Annotated in this window: 21 protein-coding genes and 2 pseudogenes; 1 reads left to right on the top strand and 22 read right to left on the bottom strand. The window is 55.4% G+C overall.

Features of this window, described 5'->3' with window-relative positions; genetic code table 11:
- Positions 1-24: 24 nt before the first annotated feature.
- The 7 genes and pseudogenes from BN3795_RS14275 to BN3795_RS14245 form a co-directional block, all read right to left on the bottom strand.
- Positions 25-714, bottom strand: a pseudogene (locus tag BN3795_RS14275) (CCA tRNA nucleotidyltransferase); the annotation flags it as partial.
- A 113-nt stretch (positions 715-827) separates the two neighbouring features.
- Entirely contained in the window at positions 828-1,988 is a 1,161-nt protein-coding gene (gene bshA / locus BN3795_RS14270) for an N-acetyl-alpha-D-glucosaminyl L-malate synthase BshA (protein WP_068785288.1), read from the bottom strand.
- 39 nt (positions 1,989-2,027) lie between these two features.
- Complete coding sequence (gene bshB1, locus BN3795_RS14265; RefSeq protein WP_068785287.1) at positions 2,028-2,741, bottom strand: bacillithiol biosynthesis deacetylase BshB1; 714 nt, start codon at positions 2,739-2,741, stop codon at positions 2,028-2,030.
- Positions 2,738-3,160: a methylglyoxal synthase gene (gene mgsA / locus BN3795_RS14260; RefSeq protein ID WP_068785286.1), complete on the bottom strand. Its 423-nt coding sequence runs from the start codon at positions 3,158-3,160 to the stop codon at positions 2,738-2,740. The genes bshB1 and mgsA overlap by 4 nt, the downstream gene beginning before the upstream one ends.
- Before the next feature lie 14 nt (positions 3,161-3,174).
- Positions 3,175-3,981 carry a 4-hydroxy-tetrahydrodipicolinate reductase gene (gene dapB / locus BN3795_RS14255; protein WP_068785285.1) on the bottom strand — a complete coding sequence of 269 codons (807 nt, stop codon included), beginning with the start codon at positions 3,979-3,981 and terminating at the stop codon, positions 3,175-3,177.
- A gap of 22 nt (positions 3,982-4,003) precedes the next feature.
- Entirely contained in the window at positions 4,004-4,534 is a 531-nt protein-coding gene (locus tag BN3795_RS14250; protein ID WP_068785284.1) for a tetratricopeptide repeat protein, read from the bottom strand.
- A 56-nt stretch (positions 4,535-4,590) separates the two neighbouring features.
- Entirely contained in the window at positions 4,591-4,899 is a 309-nt protein-coding gene (locus BN3795_RS14245) for a nucleotide pyrophosphohydrolase (RefSeq protein WP_068785411.1), read from the bottom strand.
- A 210-nt stretch (positions 4,900-5,109) separates the two neighbouring features.
- Between BN3795_RS14245 and BN3795_RS14240 the strand changes: the two genes are divergently transcribed.
- Positions 5,110-5,979, top strand: coding sequence for a YitT family protein (locus BN3795_RS14240; RefSeq protein ID WP_068785283.1), 870 nt, complete (start codon positions 5,110-5,112; stop codon positions 5,977-5,979).
- Between the two features lie 105 nt (positions 5,980-6,084).
- On the opposite strand, the gene BN3795_RS14235 is transcribed toward BN3795_RS14240, so the two are convergent.
- The 15 genes and pseudogenes from BN3795_RS14235 to tenA all read right to left on the bottom strand — a co-directional run bounded on the left by BN3795_RS14235 (position 6,085) and on the right by tenA (position 17,620).
- Positions 6,085-7,008 (bottom strand): sporulation protein YpjB, encoded by a 924-nt coding sequence (locus BN3795_RS14235; protein WP_068785282.1) that lies wholly within the window; start codon positions 7,006-7,008, stop codon positions 6,085-6,087.
- 59 nt (positions 7,009-7,067) lie between these two features.
- Positions 7,068-7,694, bottom strand: coding sequence for a DUF1405 domain-containing protein (locus BN3795_RS14230; protein WP_068785281.1), 627 nt, complete (start codon positions 7,692-7,694; stop codon positions 7,068-7,070).
- A gap of 122 nt (positions 7,695-7,816) precedes the next feature.
- Entirely contained in the window at positions 7,817-8,692 is an 876-nt protein-coding gene (locus BN3795_RS14225) for a menaquinol-cytochrome c reductase cytochrome b/c subunit (RefSeq protein WP_068785280.1), read from the bottom strand.
- A gap of 94 nt (positions 8,693-8,786) precedes the next feature.
- Positions 8,787-9,458, bottom strand: coding sequence for a menaquinol-cytochrome c reductase cytochrome b subunit (qcrB, locus tag BN3795_RS14220; protein WP_009226991.1), 672 nt, complete (start codon positions 9,456-9,458; stop codon positions 8,787-8,789).
- 16 nt (positions 9,459-9,474) lie between these two features.
- Complete coding sequence (locus BN3795_RS14215) at positions 9,475-10,017, bottom strand: ubiquinol-cytochrome c reductase iron-sulfur subunit (protein WP_068785279.1); 543 nt, start codon at positions 10,015-10,017, stop codon at positions 9,475-9,477.
- A 177-nt stretch (positions 10,018-10,194) separates the two neighbouring features.
- On the bottom strand, positions 10,195-10,626 hold the full coding sequence (locus tag BN3795_RS14210) for a DUF2487 family protein (RefSeq protein ID WP_068785278.1): 432 nt from the start codon (positions 10,624-10,626) through the stop codon (positions 10,195-10,197).
- A 124-nt stretch (positions 10,627-10,750) separates the two neighbouring features.
- Positions 10,751-10,936, bottom strand: a complete 186-nt coding sequence (locus BN3795_RS14205) for an IDEAL domain-containing protein (RefSeq protein ID WP_068785277.1) — start codon at positions 10,934-10,936, stop codon at positions 10,751-10,753.
- A gap of 314 nt (positions 10,937-11,250) precedes the next feature.
- Positions 11,251-12,339, bottom strand: a complete 1,089-nt coding sequence (locus BN3795_RS14200) for a DUF5302 domain-containing protein (RefSeq protein WP_068785276.1) — start codon at positions 12,337-12,339, stop codon at positions 11,251-11,253.
- Positions 12,340-12,454: 115 nt separating this feature from the next.
- Positions 12,455-13,054 carry a histidine phosphatase family protein gene (locus BN3795_RS14195; RefSeq protein ID WP_068785275.1) on the bottom strand — a complete coding sequence of 200 codons (600 nt, stop codon included), beginning with the start codon at positions 13,052-13,054 and terminating at the stop codon, positions 12,455-12,457.
- A 72-nt stretch (positions 13,055-13,126) separates the two neighbouring features.
- Positions 13,127-13,729, bottom strand: a complete 603-nt coding sequence (locus BN3795_RS14190) for an anti-sigma factor family protein (protein WP_068785274.1) — start codon at positions 13,727-13,729, stop codon at positions 13,127-13,129.
- The gene (locus BN3795_RS14185) at positions 13,726-14,319 is read right to left on the bottom strand and encodes an RNA polymerase sigma factor (protein ID WP_068785273.1); all 594 of its coding nucleotides are present in this window, start codon (positions 14,317-14,319) and stop codon (positions 13,726-13,728) included. The genes BN3795_RS14190 and BN3795_RS14185 overlap by 4 nt, the downstream gene beginning before the upstream one ends.
- A 321-nt stretch (positions 14,320-14,640) precedes the next feature.
- A complete protein-coding gene (thiE, locus tag BN3795_RS14180) occupies positions 14,641-15,321 on the bottom strand; it encodes a thiamine phosphate synthase (protein ID WP_068785272.1) in 681 nt (226 codons plus the stop codon).
- Positions 15,318-16,136 carry a bifunctional hydroxymethylpyrimidine kinase/phosphomethylpyrimidine kinase gene (thiD, locus tag BN3795_RS25895; RefSeq protein WP_068785410.1) on the bottom strand — a complete coding sequence of 273 codons (819 nt, stop codon included), beginning with the start codon at positions 16,134-16,136 and terminating at the stop codon, positions 15,318-15,320. Before thiD ends, thiE begins: the two co-directional genes overlap by 4 nt.
- Positions 16,137-16,175: 39 nt before the next feature.
- Positions 16,176-16,865: pseudogene (thiM, locus tag BN3795_RS25890) on the bottom strand (hydroxyethylthiazole kinase); the annotation flags it as partial.
- Positions 16,862-17,620: a thiaminase II gene (gene tenA, locus BN3795_RS14170; protein WP_110945164.1), complete on the bottom strand. Its 759-nt coding sequence runs from the start codon at positions 17,618-17,620 to the stop codon at positions 16,862-16,864. The gene tenA and the pseudogene thiM, both read right to left, overlap by 4 nt.
- Between the last annotated feature and the right edge of the window lie 103 nt (positions 17,621-17,723).

Genomic DNA, 17,723 nt, shown 5'->3' with positions numbered 1-17,723 from the left:
GCCCTGCGCCGCCTTCGCATGGCGCAGCAAGCCGCTGCGCTCCAGCAGGGCCAGCCCGCGGAGCGGGTCCGGGCCCTGCACGATCTTCTCCAGCTCCATGCGCACGCGCTCCGTCGCGATATAGCCAAGCTTGTGCTTGCCTGCGATCAGGGCGGCCCACAAGCTCTTGACCGGGCGGAAGCCAAAGGTCGAGGCGAAACGAACCGCCCGCATCATCCGCAGCGCGTCCTCCTCGAACCGTTCCTCCGCAACGCCGACGCAGCGGATGAGCCCGCGCTCGATATCCTTCCGCCCGTCAAACGGGTCAATCAACTCCCCGTCAAGTCCCCGTGCGATGGCGTTCATCGTGAAATCGCGCCGCTGCAAATCCTCGGCGACCGCATCTACGAACTCCACCGAAGCCGGACGCCGATGATCCGCATAATCCGACTCCTTGCGGAACGTGGTCACCTCAAAGGCATGACCTTCCATCAGAACCGTGACCGTGCCGTGTTGAATTCCCGTCGGGATCGTGCGCTCAAACAGGCGAACGACCTCGTCGGGTTTGGCGGAAGTCGCAATATCCATGTCGTGAACCGGACGCCCCATCAATTCATCGCGGACGCAGCCCCCGACAAAATAAGCCTGGTGCCCGCCATCTTGCAAAACGCGCAGCACGTTCTCCCCTTGAACCCGCATAAGGGGGTCTACCTGACGCCAACGATTCGTTTCGATTGCGGACACCTCCTTCCAATAGAATCTTTGGGTTTCCCCACCACCGGCACAGCAAGCGCAGGGCTTGATGCCCTGCGCCGGTGTCAACCCTTCATTTCCGCTCTGTGCGAACCTCAACTGCAAGCTGGATTTAACATTGGCAGTTGACGATTCAACACGCGGTAATAAATTTCCTCATAGGCCGCCGTCGTCATCTCGCTGCTGAATTCGGTTCTCGCCCGGGTTAAGCAAGCTTCGCGCACCCGCTCCGCCAGCTCCGGATTCTTCAGCAGCGTGATGCAGTGCTCCGCCATCTGTTGGGTATCGCCGATCGGTGCCAAGAACCCGCTCTCCCCATGGGTTACCAGCTCCGGAATCCCGCCGGCGATCGAGCCGACCGTCGGCACGCCGCAGGCCATCGCTTCCAGGGCAACCAGGCCGAAGCTCTCCTTCTCCGAAGGAAGCAGCAGCACATCAGCCATGGAAATCACATGGGCGATATCGTCCTGCTTGCCGAGGAAATGCACTCGGTCGGATAGGCCCAGGTCCTTGATTTTGCATTGGATCTTCGGCAGGTCCGGACCTTCACCCACAAATAGCAATTGGGACGGAACTTGCTGATTCACCTGATGGAAAATATCAACGACATCGCTGACCCGTTTCACCGGCCGGAAGTTGGAGATGTGCATCAGCACTTTCTCCCCCGGCGCGGCAAAATCCATTCGGCAGCTCTTGGCATCCCGCGGATAATACACCCGTTCGTCCACGAAGTTATACGTCAAATCGATATCCCGGGTGATATCCAGCACCTCCCGGGTTTCTCGCATCAGATCACGCGACACCGAAGTTACCGCATCGCTTTCGTTAATCGCCAGGCGGATCAAATCCTTCAGCGATTCATCCTGCGCCAGCACCGTAATGTCTGTCCCATGCAGCGTCGTCACGACCTTTAACGAATCGCCGACCATCTGTTTGGCCAGGAACGCACAGACGGCATGCGGCACCGCATAATGGACGTGGAGAATGTCGAGGCCTTGCGTTTTGGCTACCGTCGCCATCTTGGTTGCCAGAGACAAATCATAAGGCGGATATCGGAACACATAATAATCGCTGACCTCGACCTCATGATAGAAAATATTTTTATGGTAACTCCCTAAGCGAAAGGGAACGCTATGCGAGATAAAATGGACTTCGTGGCCCTTCTCCGCCAACAATTTTCCCAGCTCGGTGGCCACAACCCCCGAACCGCCCAAGGATGGATAACAGGTGATGCCGATTTTCAAAAATGGTTCCATATGGTGGGGGCCTCCTTTGTTGTTATTCCCTCTTCCAGCTTATGTGCGCAGGGAGCCAAATAGATTTACCGGATAAGCTGTCTTCGTCATGAATCCTTCCGCGAACGGAATCAGCGAACGTTGCCCGATAAGCGAATCCCGAGCTTTAACCCGTTCCACATAACCCTGATTTAGCGGGGTCAGAGCAACGTCTTCTCCAGGCGATCCCGCCTCGAATTGGGAGCGGTAGCACCGCAGCGCCCGTTCCTTCTGTTCATAGGTTGCGCTTACGTCCACGATCAGATCCGGCGTTGTCCAATCATTAATGAAATAAAAATAAAGCTCGGGCGCAGGCACCGCCGGCTTGTCCGGCAGATACCGGCGCAGCTTGGCGTTAAATACCGCCGCCTCCACCAGCTTGCTGCAATCGATATGATCCGGATGGCGGTCCTCCCAATAGGGAGCAAACACAAGGCGCGGCGCAAAGCGGCGAATCACCTCGGTGACCGCAGCCAGTTGTTCCGCCGACCCTGTTAACCCGCGGTCAGGCAGTCCCAAATTTACGCGTGCCGCCAATCCCAGCGCTTCAGCCGCTGCCTCGGCTTCTTGCTTGCGCAGAACGGGATTGCCGTTGGAGGACAGCTCGGCTTCGGTCAAGTCGCAAATGCCAACGCGGTAACCCGCGGCGGTATGCTTGGCGATCGTGCCGGCCATGCCAATCTCGGCATCGTCCGCATGCGCCCCGAAGATCAAGATATCCAGTTGCTCGCTCATTTCGATAACCCCGGTTTATGCTGCTCAACCAGCTCTCGCCAGCCAAAGTCGCCGCGATCTAAAGCGCGCACCAAAATTTCCGCCGTCGCCATGTTAGTGGCAACCGGGATGCCGTGTACGTCGCATAAGCGCAGCAATGCAGTGATATCCGGTTCATGAGGCTGCGCCATCAGCGGATCGCGCAGGAAAATAACCAGATCCATTTCATTCTGGGCAATGAGCGCGCCGATCTGCTGATCCCCGCCGAGCGGACCCGACAAGAACCGATGGATTTGCAGCGACGTGTTCTCCATGATTTGCTGTCCGGTCGTTCCGGTGGAATAAAGTCGTTTATCCTTAAATACGTGCTCGTAAGCAATAGCGAAATTAACGATATCCTCTTTCTTACGGTCATGAGCAATAAATGCGATGTTTAACATATGCGATATCCCCTTTATTCATCCATAAAATGGTCGAACCCGTAGATCATGCCTTTGCATTCGATCACCTTCTTGATCGCCAAATTGACGCCCGGCATGTAGCCGGCACGCTCATAGGAATCGTGCCGAATTTTGAGCGTTTGGCCAAAACCGCCGAAAATGACCTCTTGCTGAGCAAATACGCCTGGCAAACGGACGCTATGTATCCGAAAGCCATTATAATAACCACCGCGCGCCCCTTCGATGGTCTCTTCCTCGTCCGGGTTCCCTTGGCGCAGCTCCTGCCGGTTCTGGGCAATCAGCTCGGCCGTCTTCACCGCCGTCCCCGAAGGGGCGTCCAGCTTCTGGTCGCCATGGTATTCGATGATTTCCAGATGCGGGAAATATTTCGCCGCCTGGGCGGCAAAACGCATCATCAAAATGGCCCCGATCGAAAAGTTCGGAGCGATCAGCCCGCCAATCCCCTGAATGTGGCACAGCTTGTCCAGTTCCTCGATTTGCTCCGGCGTAAAACCGGTCGTGCCGACGACCGGCGATACGCCGTGCCGGATCGCCAGCTCCGTATTGGTGTAAGCAAATTGCGGCGTCGTGAAGTCTACCAGCACCTGCGGCGAAGTCTCGCCAAGCGCTTTATCTAAATCCGTGGTCAATGGCACGCCGCAAGCCGGGAGGCCGACCAGCGCTCCGGCATCGAGGCCGGCATTCGACAAATTCACGGCAGCGACCAGTTGAAGCTCCGGATCCTGGAGCACCATCTTCACCACTTCTCTGCCCATTCTGCCTGCGGCGCCCGCCACAGCTACTTTAATTGGTCCCGACATCTTGATCTCCTCACATTCTCTACTAGGATGATTGCTTCATTTGCTGCTTTAGCCGCTGTTCTATCTCTTTCAGCTGGCCCGCCGCACCGGCGTCCAAAGGAAGCACCGACGCGTCGCGAACGGCTTGCAGCGCGAGGTCGTAGCATTCCAACTCCCCGTAGGCGATCGCCAGCCAAACCTGCGCATCCAACGACAACGGATCAAGCTCCACCGCGCGCTTCAGCATGCGGGCTGCCGGCTCGGCTGCCGCTTTTCGTCTGCCGCCCGCTTCTTCCAGCTGCCGTTTGGCCATCTGAGTCAGTTCCATGGACTGCAAGCGGTCGTAATGCAGTTTATATTCGTCCTGTGCAGGCTCCAGGGAAGCAGCCAGACGCGCATGCTGTAGCGCCTTATCCAACTGTCCACTCCGGGCACAAGTTATCGAGTAGCGATAATGAATGTCGGCGTGATCCGGCTGGATGTCCAGCGCCCGCTCAAACCAGTGAAGCGCCTGGGCAAAGTCGTTTTCGTAAATGCTTCGGTAAGCTCTTTGCAAATAATCCTCCGCCTTCATGTGCTATCCCCCTTTACTGTAGGGATGATCATGCTAACAGCATATGAAGGATATCCCTATTCGGTGTCCTTTTTCGTCCATCGATCCGCATCCCGGGTCGCAAATTTATGCATGACTTGATCATGGGCTTCCGTTAGATTAATGCCCAGCGAATTGGCGAAGCATATCGTAATGAACAGAATATCGCCCAACTCCAGCTCGATGGAATTGTCCGGTTCATCTTTCTTCTTCGGCTTCTCCCCGAAAGAATGGTTGACCTCGCGGGCCAGCTCGCCCACTTCCTCAGCCATTCGGGCCAGCATGGTCATCGGGTTGAAATAACCCTCTTTAAACTGCGATATGTAACGGTCTACTTCGCGCTGCATTTCCGCGAGAGATTTCTCTTTGTCTGTACTCAAGCGCCGATCCCTCCGCTGATTGTCCCGTTTTTCCCTATGTTATCGTAAGTAGGTGACGAAAACAAATCATTTTTTAATCGGCCCGGAAAAAGGTATACTAGGAGAGGCAGATCTATCCAAATGGCGGATAGGACGCTTCTGTAAATTAACTACGTTAGGGACAGGTGAGGTTTTTTCATGGCTTCGAGCAAATTTTCCGGATTTATGAAAACGCTGCTGCCCATTTTGCTGGGTACGGCGATATATGCGTTTGGACTCCTCTATTTTATCTTACCCAACCAGTTGATGGAAGGTGGAGTCACCGGCGTAACGCTGCTGCTGAACTATGCGTTTGGCATTTCGCCTTCCCTGTCGAACCTGCTGCTCAACATCCCGCTGTTTCTGCTCGGCTGGAAAATCCTCGGGGGACGCCAGATCCTCTGGACCGGAATCGGGATTGGTTCGCTGACCTTCTTCCTGTGGCTGTTCGAACGGATGATCAAGGAAGGCTGGATCCTGCCGTTCGAGACGCAAACGGATTATATCCTGGTCTCGCTCTATGCGGGGGTGACGCTCGGTGCCGGGCTCGGAATCGTGTTTCGTTTTGGCGGCACGACCGGTGGCTCGGATATCGTCGCGCGGATCCTCGGGCGCAAATATGGGTTCAGTATGGGGCAGGTCATCTTGACCATCGACATCATCATTATTGGTTTATCGCTCTTCTATATAAGAAAGGAAAATATTTTGTATACGCTTGTGGCGGTATTTATTGCCTCCAAGGTGATCGACTTCATCCAGGAAGGCGCGTATTCCGCCAAGGCATTTACGATCATCAGCGATCATGCGCCGGCCATTGCCGACTTGATTACGAAGGAGATGGAACGCGGCGTGACGCTGATTCCCGCCATCGGCGCATACTCCAAGCAAGCGAAACATATGGCGTACTGCGTCGTGTCAAGGCAAGAGATCCGGCGACTGCAATCCATTGCCAAATCGGTTGATCCGCGGGCGTTCATCATCATCAGCGACGTGCATGACGTGCATGGCGAAGGGTTTAAAGAGGATTAAGCTGAACTCCGGCCAAAATGCAAAAGAAGCAGAGAGCAAGGGACCCCCTAGCTTCTCTGCTTCCTTTGCATTGACCGCTGTCACTCGAACTTGCCTCATTGTCAGCTACAGCCGATACCGGTACGCGTCTTCTTCGCGATGCGGCTCCCGCACGGACGTGACCGTCTGCGAGGCGCGGTACTTCCGGATACCCGTGTAGGTCAGAGCAAGCACAATCCAAAGCCCGATGAGAACGCTCCAATACCAGGGGCTGTCGAACCCGGTAATCGGCAGAAATACCGGCTCGTCTCCCCGGCGGCCGAACAATCCTTTGAGCGCACCTTCCCCCTGTGCGATCGCTCCTTTGAGCGCAGCTTCATCCCAGGTTTGATCGTTGCTCAGTCGACCGGCGTAGGACAGCCAAGAATCGAACCGATCGATATCGGATGCCGGACGCCGGATCACCGCAGCGGGTCGAACCATCTCATAATGATCTTGCAGAGCCTGGAACGCCTGGCGTACCTCCGCCGGTTTCCCGCCGGCTCGCGCCTGGTTCATCTGCCGCAAATCATCGGCCATCACCTTATAATACTGCTGCCATAAGGCCTTGTCCGGATGCAGCAGGCTGTTGACTGCCAGCCGAAGCCGCGCTGAGGACAACGCCCACGCCTCCGGCTGAACTTCCGCCTTAACCAGCGTCTCTTTGGTGTCCATGATCGTTTCCGCCAAGGCATGGATGCCTTCGACCGAGGTTAATCCCTTAAAGGATACGCCTTCCAACGCGGCAATCAGCACTTCCATATCAGCCAGCGCCTCCGGAGCGTTTCCCTGCTGCATATGCTCGTACAGCTGCTCCGATGCCGTTTCCAGCTGTTTCAGTCGCTCGCTGTGCTCCTGCTCTGATAAAGCAGGCACACCGGTCGACGGCGTTCCCGTCTTCCCTGTCGCTTCGCTCCCTGCCGGCTGAGCGAGTACCGCCGTATCCCCGATCAGCATCGCGGCAAGCAAAGCCATTGCGGCTGCCGCCCCCTTCATCCAAGTTCTTCTCACGGACAATCCCCTCCCTACCATCATGGTATGGCAGGCTGTCCCCCGTTAGAACCTGGCTCTTAAGCGCGTTTGGCCCGTTTTAGCGCAAGCCAGCCGGCGGCGATGCTGGCAAACGTCAGGGCCACGGTAAAGACGGCGACCTCGGACACATCATCCCATAAGGTTTCCGGAAGCCAAGGGTATACCCCATACGTATAATCCACCGTATCATTCAGCAGTGTCCAGGCACCCGCCCCCAGCAGCATGAACGGACCAAACTTGTACAATCGGACGAACAAAAGAGACTCCACGGCCATAGCCAAATGAGAGGCGACCAGCATCCAGTCCTGCCACACCAGATCCCCGCCTTGATAAGCTCCGGCAAAGATCATCGATACCGCCCATACGCCATACTTCACACTCGTCACGACAGCCAGTCCCTCGATCAGGGTGCGAAGGCGATAATACTTCTTCAATGCTTTTGGAAACATCAGAAACAGCAAGCTTAACGTAAAGAACAAGCTGGCCGTGGGGCTATCCGGAACGAATACGATCTGCCAATGCGGGTGATTCCGCCAGGTGTCCAACAGCTGCGCATCATACCAAATATAGCCGTAAATCGTGCCAAGCAGATTACAGACGAACAGGGCCCATAAAATGAAACGGGAGGATAGAAATGAGGTGCTCCACAAATCCGATACTTTCAACGCGTTATCCCTCTTTTTCACGAGAATGACACCGCCAGCCGCAGCATATAGCGTCATCTCCGTGCACATATTTAAAAAAACCTGACCGCAACACGATCAGGTTTTTCCATTTCTTTTTTATTTTACTGTTCCGTCTTTTGTTTCGCAAGCCATTCGGCCAAGTGGTCGATGTCCTGATCCGTCAAGCCTGCGCTGATGGCGGTATCATACATTGCAGGCATCTTACCGTTATAGCCTTCTTTAATGATGGAGAGAATCGCTTCCTTGTCATGCTTGTCGCCCACGCCGCGCAGCGAAGGTCCGCCCGCCCCTTTCAGGTCCGCGGCATGACACGATACGCAAGTGGCCTTCTTGTAGATCTCCATTGCCGGGTCGTCCTTGTCTACGATTGCGACTTCTTCCTGACGCGTTGCGTTCGAGGTAGGCAAGCCCTTCTCCCGGTTCTCGCGGGCTTTCTCTTCCCGCTGAATGTGTTCCGGCACTTGACCCGTCGCTTCCAGCTCGTTCTGGTAATGCGTCCAGGCGAAGTTCGTCAAGTAGACGACTGCAGCAATCGACAACAACATCAGCGACGATGCGATCGGACGTTTATAGAAGCGGCGCTCCTTGCCCCGATCCAGGAAGGGTGCGAGCAGCAACCCGCCGAACATTACGCCCGGGATCCCCATCGTGCCGAGCACGACATAATCGCCGGAGGCATACGGATATTTCAGATATTGATACAAGAACAGGAAGTACCAGTCCGGCATCGGGATGACCGAAGCCGTCGGATTGGCCGGGAAGCCAAGCGGAGCCGGTTCCGAAATGGTCAGCACCAGGAAGCCGACGAGCACGACAACGCCAACCATCCATTCCTTCAGCAAAAAGTTAGGAATGAACGCTTCCGACTTGCCGGGGTAAGCCGTATAGTCCGGCGGCGTGATAAAACCGTTGCCCTTGCGGACGCGGGAATCACCGACGAATACGACTTTTTCCTTAGAATTGTCTTGATGAGCCATGTCCCTTTTGCCCCCCTTCTTTTATAGAGGTAATCTAGCGCGCATTTCGATCAAACTTTATTTCATCTTCAATTAGGTTGCATTCCATCGGTTCTTACAATGGACCGGAAATCCCTTGTCTGCGGATCATGATAAAGTGACCCACCAGCAGGATCAGCAAGACCGCAGGAAGGAAGAACACATGGATGGCAAAGAACCGCGTTAACGTTTCCGCCCCAACGATCGAACCGCCTTGCAGCAGTTCCTTAATGACCGGACCCAGCACCGGTACAGAGTTGGCGATCTCCAAGGTAACCTTCGTAGCGAAATAAGCTTTGTTATCCCACGGAAGCAAATATCCCGTCAGACCGAGACCGATCATAACGAAGAAGATCAACATTCCGACAACCCAGTTCATTTCCCGCGGTGCTTTGTAGGAGCCGGTAAAGAACACGCGAAGCGTATGTAGGAACATCATAACGATAACCAAGCTCGCCCCCCAGTGGTGCATCCCGCGGACGATTTGGCCAAAGGCGACCTGGGTCTGCAGGTATTCCACACTGGCATAAGCATTAATAATATCGGGAACGTAATACATGGTCAGAAACATCCCCGACAGGATCTGGATGACCGTAATAAAAAACGTCAAGCCGCCGAAGCAATACACAAACGCGGAGAAGTGATGCGCCGGGTTCACGTGCTCCGGAACCTCGTGATCGGCTACATCGCGCCAGATCGGCGTGATATCAAGACGTTCGTCAATCCAGTTGTAAACATTTTTAAACATCTGAATCTACGCCTCCTTATTTCACGATGGTGTTCGGGATGATATCCCCCAGATAGACCCAATCGTCCTTAATCATAACCTTGTACTCGTCAAGCGGCTTCGACGCGACCGCCAACTGTTTGCCTTCCTTGGTGTAGTGCGCGCCATGGCAAGGGCAATGATATTCATCCGGGAAACTCTTGTCGTTATTCCAACCGACCGTACATCCCAAATGCTTACAGATCGGTGAAAGCGCATAAATATTTCCGCTCTCGTCCTTGCGAATCCAAGCCGTTAGGGAGGCTGTACTTAGGTACCAACCGTCCTGCTGCTTGAGCTCGAACGAGAATTCCTGCGGTTCGTCCGTGATTTTGCTGACTTCCACAACTTTGACGAAGGTGCCTTCGCCTTTCTTGTGCAGAATCGGATCCACCGCGAAACGAACCATAGGAAGCGCCACCCCACCCACCATGAATGCAGTGGCCCCCCCAAGCGTGTATGTAAGAAATTGCCGACGGGACATCTCTTTGCGAATAGGCGGTTTATGCGAGGATTCCTGCTGGTCATGCTGATTGCTCATATGTCTTCAACCCCCTTTGTCAAGCAATTGTTTCCGAGCGTTTCAATGATATTTATCACAACATCGCGTAAGACATATTAATAATATATTAGCGTTTTAAGAGCGTCAAGAATTTGACACATTTTTTTGGCCTTCAAAAAGCTTGTCTCGCTTGAAATTGTCGATATTTTGTCACAATCACAAACGCTTGGCGGTTTGCCATAATTCCTGCACCGCCGCCTTGACCCGGCCTGCTGCTCCCTCCTTGGAATCCGGCGCAAATCGGCGTAGCGTCACGAGGAGATCGGCATCCGGAAGCGCCTCGTCGGACCACTCGAAGTCCGCTGAAACAACGATAGCATAGGCAAATCCGCTGGCCTTGACATTTCGGCACAGGTCATTTATCGCCTGAGGCATTTCCACCGTTTGGTATTGGTAAGACGGATAGGTGACCACCCTCCCTTTGAAAGGGATTTCCACCCAATCGAGGACATCTCTCAGTCTTTCCAACTTTTCGGTCACTTCATACGGCTGTTCCAAGCCGGTTAATCCCGTGACTGGGATCAGGCAGGTATCCAAGTATGGGCGCAGCTCCTCCCATGCGGAAGCTTCAATTTCACTGAATTTCATGTGATTACCCCTTCTTTGATCGATGTCTTCCCATTATAAACAGGGATCCTTGACAAATCCATTCTTGCAAAAAAACCGTCCCATCCGTTCACATATCCTGTGAACCGACGGGGCGGTTTGCTTTTTAGCGCTCTTCCAATGTTTTCAGTTCATCCGTCAGGAGCCGGAAGGCAACCTCATCGCCGTTCGCCAAGGCGGAGTCGATCTCGTTGTAGATCTGTTCCGAGCGATGCTTCCGGAGCGCTTCGTCCCATATCATTTCCGCCGCCAATCCAAGCATTGCTTCATAAGTAACCTTCATCTGATCCATAGGATGCACCTCCAAACCCTCGTTCCCTGATTTCTTTCCCCTCCGACAGATGAATGGTGAACGTCCATCCCCGGAACGGGCATTTTTTCCTTGCCTTGCACCTGTCTAAACCTTTCCGTCACGACAGAACCTGGCTCTACTAAAGCATATTCAACGACATTCACACCGTTTAGGACAATCGCCCCCCTGCTGATGAATGTGCCTGTGCCTATAATGCAGCCTCCCCCGCACCTTGCGGCAATTCTGCGAACCTACGCCCACCTTGATGGCCGAATAACAGAAGTTTATGTAAGGGTGTTGATCGCTTTTCAAACTTAAGCCTTATGGATTTGCAGAACAGCCTGCTTCCCAAACGGGGACGCTTGTACATACCGCTCATGTCGCTCGTCTTCACCGAAGCGAACCATTCCCAAGTGGAGCATCATCTGCAAGATCCGCTCTTCAAAGATCGAAGCAGGAGAATCATAGAAGAACGGTTTGATCAATGGTTCAACCCGGTCGAACAACGAGGGGACTGTCACCCAATCTTTCGAGCAGCTCACAATCCAATAGACTAGAGACAGTAAGTTAGGAATAGGCCCTTTATAAAGTCTTAACCAAAAGCGGACGAACTGGATCATGGACTCCTTGCGTTCCTCCGCGAGGCTGGCCGCTCCGGCATCCGTCAGTTCCAATCGATGGTTGTTCTCTTGAATGAGCCGGGAATGATAGGCATAATCGTATAGCAGCGCAAACCGGTTCGGGTAATCCTTAAAGCGTCGCCCATAACCGAAACGCCACCCTTTCCCAACCAATCCCTCGGACACGTGAAGCGTCTCCAGAATCTGCATCTGGTTTCTCCGATACATCACGCCTTCGCTGTTCAGCGGAATATCGTGCTTGGAGACATACTGCAGGAAGAGCAGCAGATCGGCGGACAACATATCCGGCTCCTCCCGGTACATCGGCGGTTCGGCGGCGGCCGCCTTCACTTCGGCGAGAAAGCGGCGTTCGAGAGCTTCCCGGAAGCGCCGCTTTAAATCTTCGGGAACCTCAAACAAATAGCGGGTCTGCTGGGTCGTCCCGTTAAACAGCCAGCCTTGCTGGCGAAAGCGGGTAATCATTTCCCGCGGACTTTCCCGTTCCTTGGCGTCGTCGGTAAACCGCGAGCCTTGTGCACAGGCAATCAACTCTTCTAAGCTGAACTGACGTCTTCCATCGAACAGAAGGGTGTTCAGGAAGCGTAAATCTTCCAGACTCATGCTGCCGATATGCCGCTCGATGAAGTCGCGCCGGCCTACCGTCTGCAGGATGGATTGAATCAATTCATGTTTCGAATGCCCGCTGCATTCGCAGCGGTAATGATCCGCTATTCTGCTAAGCTGCCCGATATCGGCAAAAGTGAGCATATCCGCCAGATTCATAGTTTTACCGCCTCGCCGTTTTAATCCCATTATGGGAAGGTTTTCCGGCGTTTATTCCCGAGCCGCGAAATTATCCCGAAAAAAAGGCAAAAAAAATAAGCCGGCCTAAGCCGGTTTACTTGGATTCCTTGATGCTTTCCTGCAAGTGACGCGTACAATTATACAAACGCATCTCCCAGGATTGCTCGTTTTTCTCCAGAATGGTCAAAGACAAGTTGCCGATCCGCTCCTGGCATTTCTCTTGATACAAGGCGATATAGAGCTGGGCCAACAAGCCGCCGTGCGAAACGACCAGCACATTGTTGCTAGGGTACCGCTCCGCCAAATCCGCCATAAAAGACAAGGCCCTCTCGCGGATTTCCGCTTCTTTCTCCTGCCCCAGATCATGTTGATCCCAATCTTTGCCCCATAAGGTCTCCCTTTCTGCAAGGGTCATGCCCTCAACCTGACCAAACGACCGTTCCATCAAGCGCGAGTCGGGATCATACAGCGGAATCCCCAACGTCTCGGCCAAGATGGCACCGGTCTCCCGCGCCCGCGATAAATTGCTCGTCAGTACGAAATCCCAGCGGTATTCGCCTTCCTCCTTCAACCTCTTGCCTAGCAGGCCGGCTTGCCGCCGCCCTTCGTCGTTCAAGGGAATGTCGCTTTGCCCTTGAATCCTTCCTATTGCGTTCCAATCGGTAAGTCCGTGGCGAATTAAACCAACGAGCATAATCATCCCCCTTTTAGATGTAAAAAACGCTTCACCCGCTCCAATAGCGGGAGAAGCGTTGCGGACCCAAGCTTATCTTCTGGTACGGCGCAACCCTCTCCAGGAGAACAGCGCCAGCAGCATTCCCGCCATAGACAATACCATCCAGTACTGCGGATACGCCGGGCTCATTTGCACGGCAAACGGCTCTACAATTCCTCGCGAGACACTAGGCAAGGCAAATGCGAAATCCTCGTACGTGTCCGACTCCGATCCTGCGGCCACAACGGCGGTCGGAAGAATTCCGGTCATCGGTTCTGCCGCTTCACGGTTTGGTGTTGTGTGACCCATCAGCAGGAATACAAAGCTGCACAGGAAGATCGCCAGGAAGCTGGCGGCCCAAAATACAACTCTCCGACGAATACGGCGAGTGACGCCGCGCTTGACATCCGGAGCGAGCCATGGCGACTCCGCATAAATGCGGTCCATCACCCGACGGTTAACCGCCTCCGCTTGCTCTTCCGTCACTTCTACCGGTATGTACTGCAGCATGTCCAGGCTCTCTTCCCATTGTTGATATTCGCCTGCGCAAGTCTCGCAGCCCAAAAGATGCCGCTCCAGCATAATTCGCTGAGGGTGTTGTTCGGGCAAGTCCCGTAACAATCCGAACAATTCTTGGGCCTCTTTACAATTCATCTGCTTTTCATCCCTTCGTAATGCTCGTAGATGGGTTCATAAAAGTAGGGTTCAAGCTGACTTTTTACGCTGCTGCGCGCCCGGAACAACAGCGACTTGACGGCGCTGACACTTTGTCCCAGAATATTCGCGATCTCCTGATAATCCAATTGATCGTATTCGCGCAAGATCAAAGCGGATCTTTGCTTCTCCGGCAGATTGTTGATGGCTTCTCTCACCATGCCCACTTTCTCGCTTCGCAATACCGCTTGCTCGGGGGCGACCTCGCTCGGAGCTACCGGAATAATCCCGCTTTCGTCCAAGGGGACGTTGCCGCTTCTCTGTTTGCGGAGTTCGCTGAGCACCGTGTTCCGGGCGATTGTATACAACCAGGTTGAGAACGAAGCATCGACTTCTCTGAAGGAATGCAAGCTGCGAAATGCTTTATAGAACGTTTCCGAGCATAGATCTTCGGCAAGCAGCTCCATATGAGCGCTCTTTAACATGTGATAAACGAAGGCCAAGATCTTCCGCTGATACCTTCGCATCAGCTCTGAGTACAGCTCCGTATTGCCTTCCTTAATCTCACGAATCATTTGGGAATCCGTCATTTGGTGCGATCCTCCTCGCGCTTCCATGGGCCATCTTCCCGTTCGATTCTTTCAACCATTATTACCGAACAGGGCCAAAAAAGTTGCGGTTATCTATGTAACTTCCACAAAAAAATTTTCATCGACACGAAAGCAAATTTAACAGTGTAGCCAAACATTGAGAATATTATACCACAGGAGTTGGATTTAAAAAAATATCCCTTCATGCTGATTTCATGGCAAAAGACGAAGAAACGCGTACTCCTCCTCCCATAACCCCCATAAATTTACAGACCCTTGCCGAATAGGCAAAGGTCTGTTCTATACGATATGCGGAAGCCCTCAGGATGATGCCTCAGCTACTTCATTAAATAAACGGGAAGCCGCTTCGCGAACCTCATCCGCCAGTGTGATCGCGGATATCACAGCAACGCCGTCGGCCCCGGCGCGGATCACTTCCCCGGCCGTCTCCGCGGTGATCCCGCCGATCCCGACCAGCGGCACGGCGATGCCAAGAGCGCGCAGCTCGCGGAGGACGGCCGGCCCCTGCGGCGGCTTGGCGTCCGCTTTCGAGGCCGTGGGATAGATCGGGCCGATCCCCAGGTAATCCGCGCCTTGCTCCACGGCGCGCTCCGCCTCGGCAGCTGTATGCGCGGACACGCCGAGAATGCGGTCGCCGATCCGGGCGCGGACTCGTGCGGCCGTCTCATCCTCTTGGCCGACGTGCACGCCGTCGGCGTCGATCGCAAGGGCCAGTTCCACGTCGTCGTTGACGAGGAACGGTACGCCCCGCCGGCGGCAGGCAGCTTGCAGTTGGACGGCCAGCGCTCGCAGCGGCTCTCCGGCAAGGGCGCCCGGCCCTTTCTCGCGGAACTGCACGAGCGTCACACCGCCGTCCAGCGCGGCTTCCAGTACTTGCAGCGGATCTTCGCGGCAATTCGGGCTGCCGATCACCAGATACGTCCGCAGCAGCTTGCGCAAACGGTCAACCTCCATCCGGCCGCTTCTGCCTCCCCTGCTCATCGGGAAGCCCCTTGCCGGCGGCGGTAAGCAAAATGGTTTGTCGGGCCGTGCCCCTTCCCCAACTCGATCCCCTGCTCGATCGCCGCCTGGATGAAGGCCCGCGCGATCCGTACCGCCTCCAGCGCCGGCTTCCCCTTGGCCAGTTCCGCCGTCAGGGCAGCGGAGAAGGTGCAGCCCGTGCCATGCGTATGCCGCGTGGGAATCCGCCGACCGGCCAGCTCCGTGAAGGCCGATCCGTCATAATATACATCGATCAGCCGCTCGCCGGTTTCGGCATCGTGACCGCCCTTGATCACAACCTGCCGCGCCCCATACGCACAGATGCGCTTCGCCGCTTCGCGGCGATCCTCCATGCTGCGGATGGAAAGGCCGGACAACACCTCCGCTTCGGGGAGGTTGGGCGTAACGATGTTAGCCAGCGGCAGCAGGTTCTCCTGCAGCGCCCGTACCGCTTCCGGCTGAAGCAGGGAAGCGCCGCCTTTGGCAACCATCACCGGATCAACAACCACCTGGGTCCAGCCAAAGGCGCGGATCTGAGCGGCAACGGCTTCGATGATCTCGGCGCTGAACAGCATGCCCGTCTTCAGCGCGTCCACGCCGAGATCAGAGCCTACCGCCTCGATTTGCTCCGCCGTGGCGCGCGGCGGCAGCGGGTAAACATTCGACACGCCGAGCGTGTTCTGGACCGTCACGGCGGTGATTGCCGACATCCCGTAAACGTCCAGCTCCTGGAACGTTTTGAGGTCCGCCTGGATGCCGGCCCCGCCGCCGCTGTCCGACCCGGCGATCGTCAGCGCTCTGGCGATCTTGCTCATCCGACCCACCATCCGCCGGTACCGGTCGCCTGCATTTCGCGCACCGCNGTAGAACGCCAGCCCGGCGGTGCCGGCCAGCAGCAGATCGCGCTCCACCGCGGCGAAGGCCCCCAGCACCGACGTGAGCAGGCAGCCCGTGCCGGTTACCTGCGTCAGCAGCGCGTCTCCGCCGCTAACGATCCGGCACTGCAGCCCGTCGGTGATCACATCTTCACGGCCGGTGATCGCCACGACCGTATTCAAGGCCCGCGCGGCCCGTACCGCGAGCTCGACCGCTTCCGCGCCTGCGGTGTCGCCGGCGTCGACGCCCTTGATCTCGCGGGATTCCCCGACGAGATGGGCGATCTCCGCCGCGTTGCCGCGCACGAGCGACACCTTGACCTCGCGCAGGATGCGCTGGGCCGATTCGGTGCGGAAGGCGGTCGCCCCCGCGCCAACCGGATCAAGCAGCACCGGTACGTGGTGGGCATTCGCCGACCGGCCGGCCAGGATCATCGCGTCTACCTGCGGGGTGGACAACGTGCCGATGTTCAGAACGAGGGCCCCGGCGATTCGGGCCATATCGGCGACTTCCTCCGGCGCATAGGCCATCACCGGCGAAGCGCCCAGCGCGTACAAACCGTTCGCCGTAAAGTTGGTAACGACCCCATTCGTCATGTTATGAACGAGAGGTTTCGTCTTTTGTACTTTCTCCAACAAATCACATAAATCTTTCTCCAGCAAACTCATAGGTTGAACTCCCTCGCTTTCGCTTCATTTGTCGTCAACCCCGGGTATCTCAGCGGCTCGCGGCGGGGAACGCCGGACTCCGAAGGCATCGCTACCGGCCACTGTTCCAGCCGATAAGCCATGTCCCAGAAGAGATATTCCAATTGGCAGCTTTGCAGGAAATGCTCGGCCATTCTCTGACGCTCCGCTTCCCCGGCCGTTTCCGCCCACCGGTCCAGCGCTTGAGTGAATTTCTCCGTCCCGCTTCCCGAACGTTGACCGTAGAACTGGATCCATTCGCAGAAGGGATGCTCCGGCGTTGGCTGCACTTCCTTCATCAGCTTTTGGCCAATTTCAAGATACGTCCACGGGCAAGGCAGCAGCACCGCATAAATTTCGCCCAAGCTGCCTTCATGAGCCACCGTCAGCAGGTGGCGGATGTAATGATGCGCCGTAGGCGCAAGCGGAAACCCCTGCAGATCTTTAAAGTCCACGCCCGCCGCTCGGCAAAAATAATGATGAGGATGAATTTCGCGGTTTAGGATGAAATCGATTTGTTCATTGAACATCGCGATCTCTTCGCGGGTTCGGCATTTGGATATCGCGATGCCATACATCCGCATATACGCATTTAAATACTCGTAGTCCTGCTTCACGTAATGAATGAGCTGTTCCGGCCTTAATTGGCCGCTTGCAATCCCTCTGACGAACGGGTGTTCAAAGATAGCTTGATAAATGCCGTCCGCCTGCCGGCGCAGCTCTTGTGAAAATCCCATCGTCTCCACCTCCCATAATGATTGGACTTGGAAATCCCCAGAGAAGGCAACGGGAAACGGTCTGCTCACAGAGCGCAAAAAAAGCCGCTCCGTAGAGGGAGCG

The organism is Paenibacillus phocaeensis (assembly GCF_900021165.1).
In the GTDB taxonomy this organism is placed as follows: Bacteria; Bacillota; Bacilli; order Paenibacillales; family Paenibacillaceae; genus Fontibacillus; species Fontibacillus phocaensis.
The sequence above is the reverse complement of the archived record's forward strand: the minus strand, read 5'-3'. Positions and strand labels throughout refer to the sequence as shown.

Coding starts and splice junctions, on each gene's coding strand:
- bshA (WP_068785288.1), bottom strand. CDS start 1,988: ATGGAACCATTTTTGAAAATCGGCATCACCTGTTATCCATCCTTGGGC.
- bshB1 (WP_068785287.1), bottom strand. CDS start 2,741: ATGAGCGAGCAACTGGATATCTTGATCTTCGGGGCGCATGCGGACGAT.
- mgsA (WP_068785286.1), bottom strand. CDS start 3,160: ATGTTAAACATCGCATTTATTGCTCATGACCGTAAGAAAGAGGATATC.
- dapB (WP_068785285.1), bottom strand. CDS start 3,981: ATGTCGGGACCAATTAAAGTAGCTGTGGCGGGCGCCGCAGGCAGAATG.
- BN3795_RS14250 (WP_068785284.1), bottom strand. CDS start 4,534: ATGAAGGCGGAGGATTATTTGCAAAGAGCTTACCGAAGCATTTACGAA.
- BN3795_RS14245 (WP_068785411.1), bottom strand. CDS start 4,899: ATGCAGCGCGAAGTAGACCGTTACATATCGCAGTTTAAAGAGGGTTAT.
- BN3795_RS14240 (WP_068785283.1), top strand. CDS start 5,110: ATGGCTTCGAGCAAATTTTCCGGATTTATGAAAACGCTGCTGCCCATT.
- BN3795_RS14225 (WP_068785280.1), bottom strand. CDS start 8,692: ATGGCTCATCAAGACAATTCTAAGGAAAAAGTCGTATTCGTCGGTGAT.
- qcrB (WP_009226991.1), bottom strand. CDS start 9,458: ATGTTTAAAAATGTTTACAACTGGATTGACGAACGTCTTGATATCACG.
- BN3795_RS14215 (WP_068785279.1), bottom strand. CDS start 10,017: ATGAGCAATCAGCATGACCAGCAGGAATCCTCGCATAAACCGCCTATT.
- BN3795_RS14210 (WP_068785278.1), bottom strand. CDS start 10,626: ATGAAATTCAGTGAAATTGAAGCTTCCGCATGGGAGGAGCTGCGCCCA.
- BN3795_RS14205 (WP_068785277.1), bottom strand. CDS start 10,936: ATGGATCAGATGAAGGTTACTTATGAAGCAATGCTTGGATTGGCGGCG.
- BN3795_RS14200 (WP_068785276.1), bottom strand. CDS start 12,339: ATGAATCTGGCGGATATGCTCACTTTTGCCGATATCGGGCAGCTTAGC.
- BN3795_RS14195 (WP_068785275.1), bottom strand. CDS start 13,054: ATGCTCGTTGGTTTAATTCGCCACGGACTTACCGATTGGAACGCAATA.
- BN3795_RS14190 (WP_068785274.1), bottom strand. CDS start 13,729: ATGAATTGTAAAGAGGCCCAAGAATTGTTCGGATTGTTACGGGACTTG.
- BN3795_RS14185 (WP_068785273.1), bottom strand. CDS start 14,319: ATGACGGATTCCCAAATGATTCGTGAGATTAAGGAAGGCAATACGGAG.
- thiE (WP_068785272.1), bottom strand. CDS start 15,321: ATGAGCAGGGGAGGCAGAAGCGGCCGGATGGAGGTTGACCGTTTGCGC.
- thiD (WP_068785410.1), bottom strand. CDS start 16,136: ATGAGCAAGATCGCCAGAGCGCTGACGATCGCCGGGTCGGACAGCGGC.
- tenA (WP_110945164.1), bottom strand. CDS start 17,620: ATGGGATTTTCACAAGAGCTGCGCCGGCAGGCGGACGGCATTTATCAA.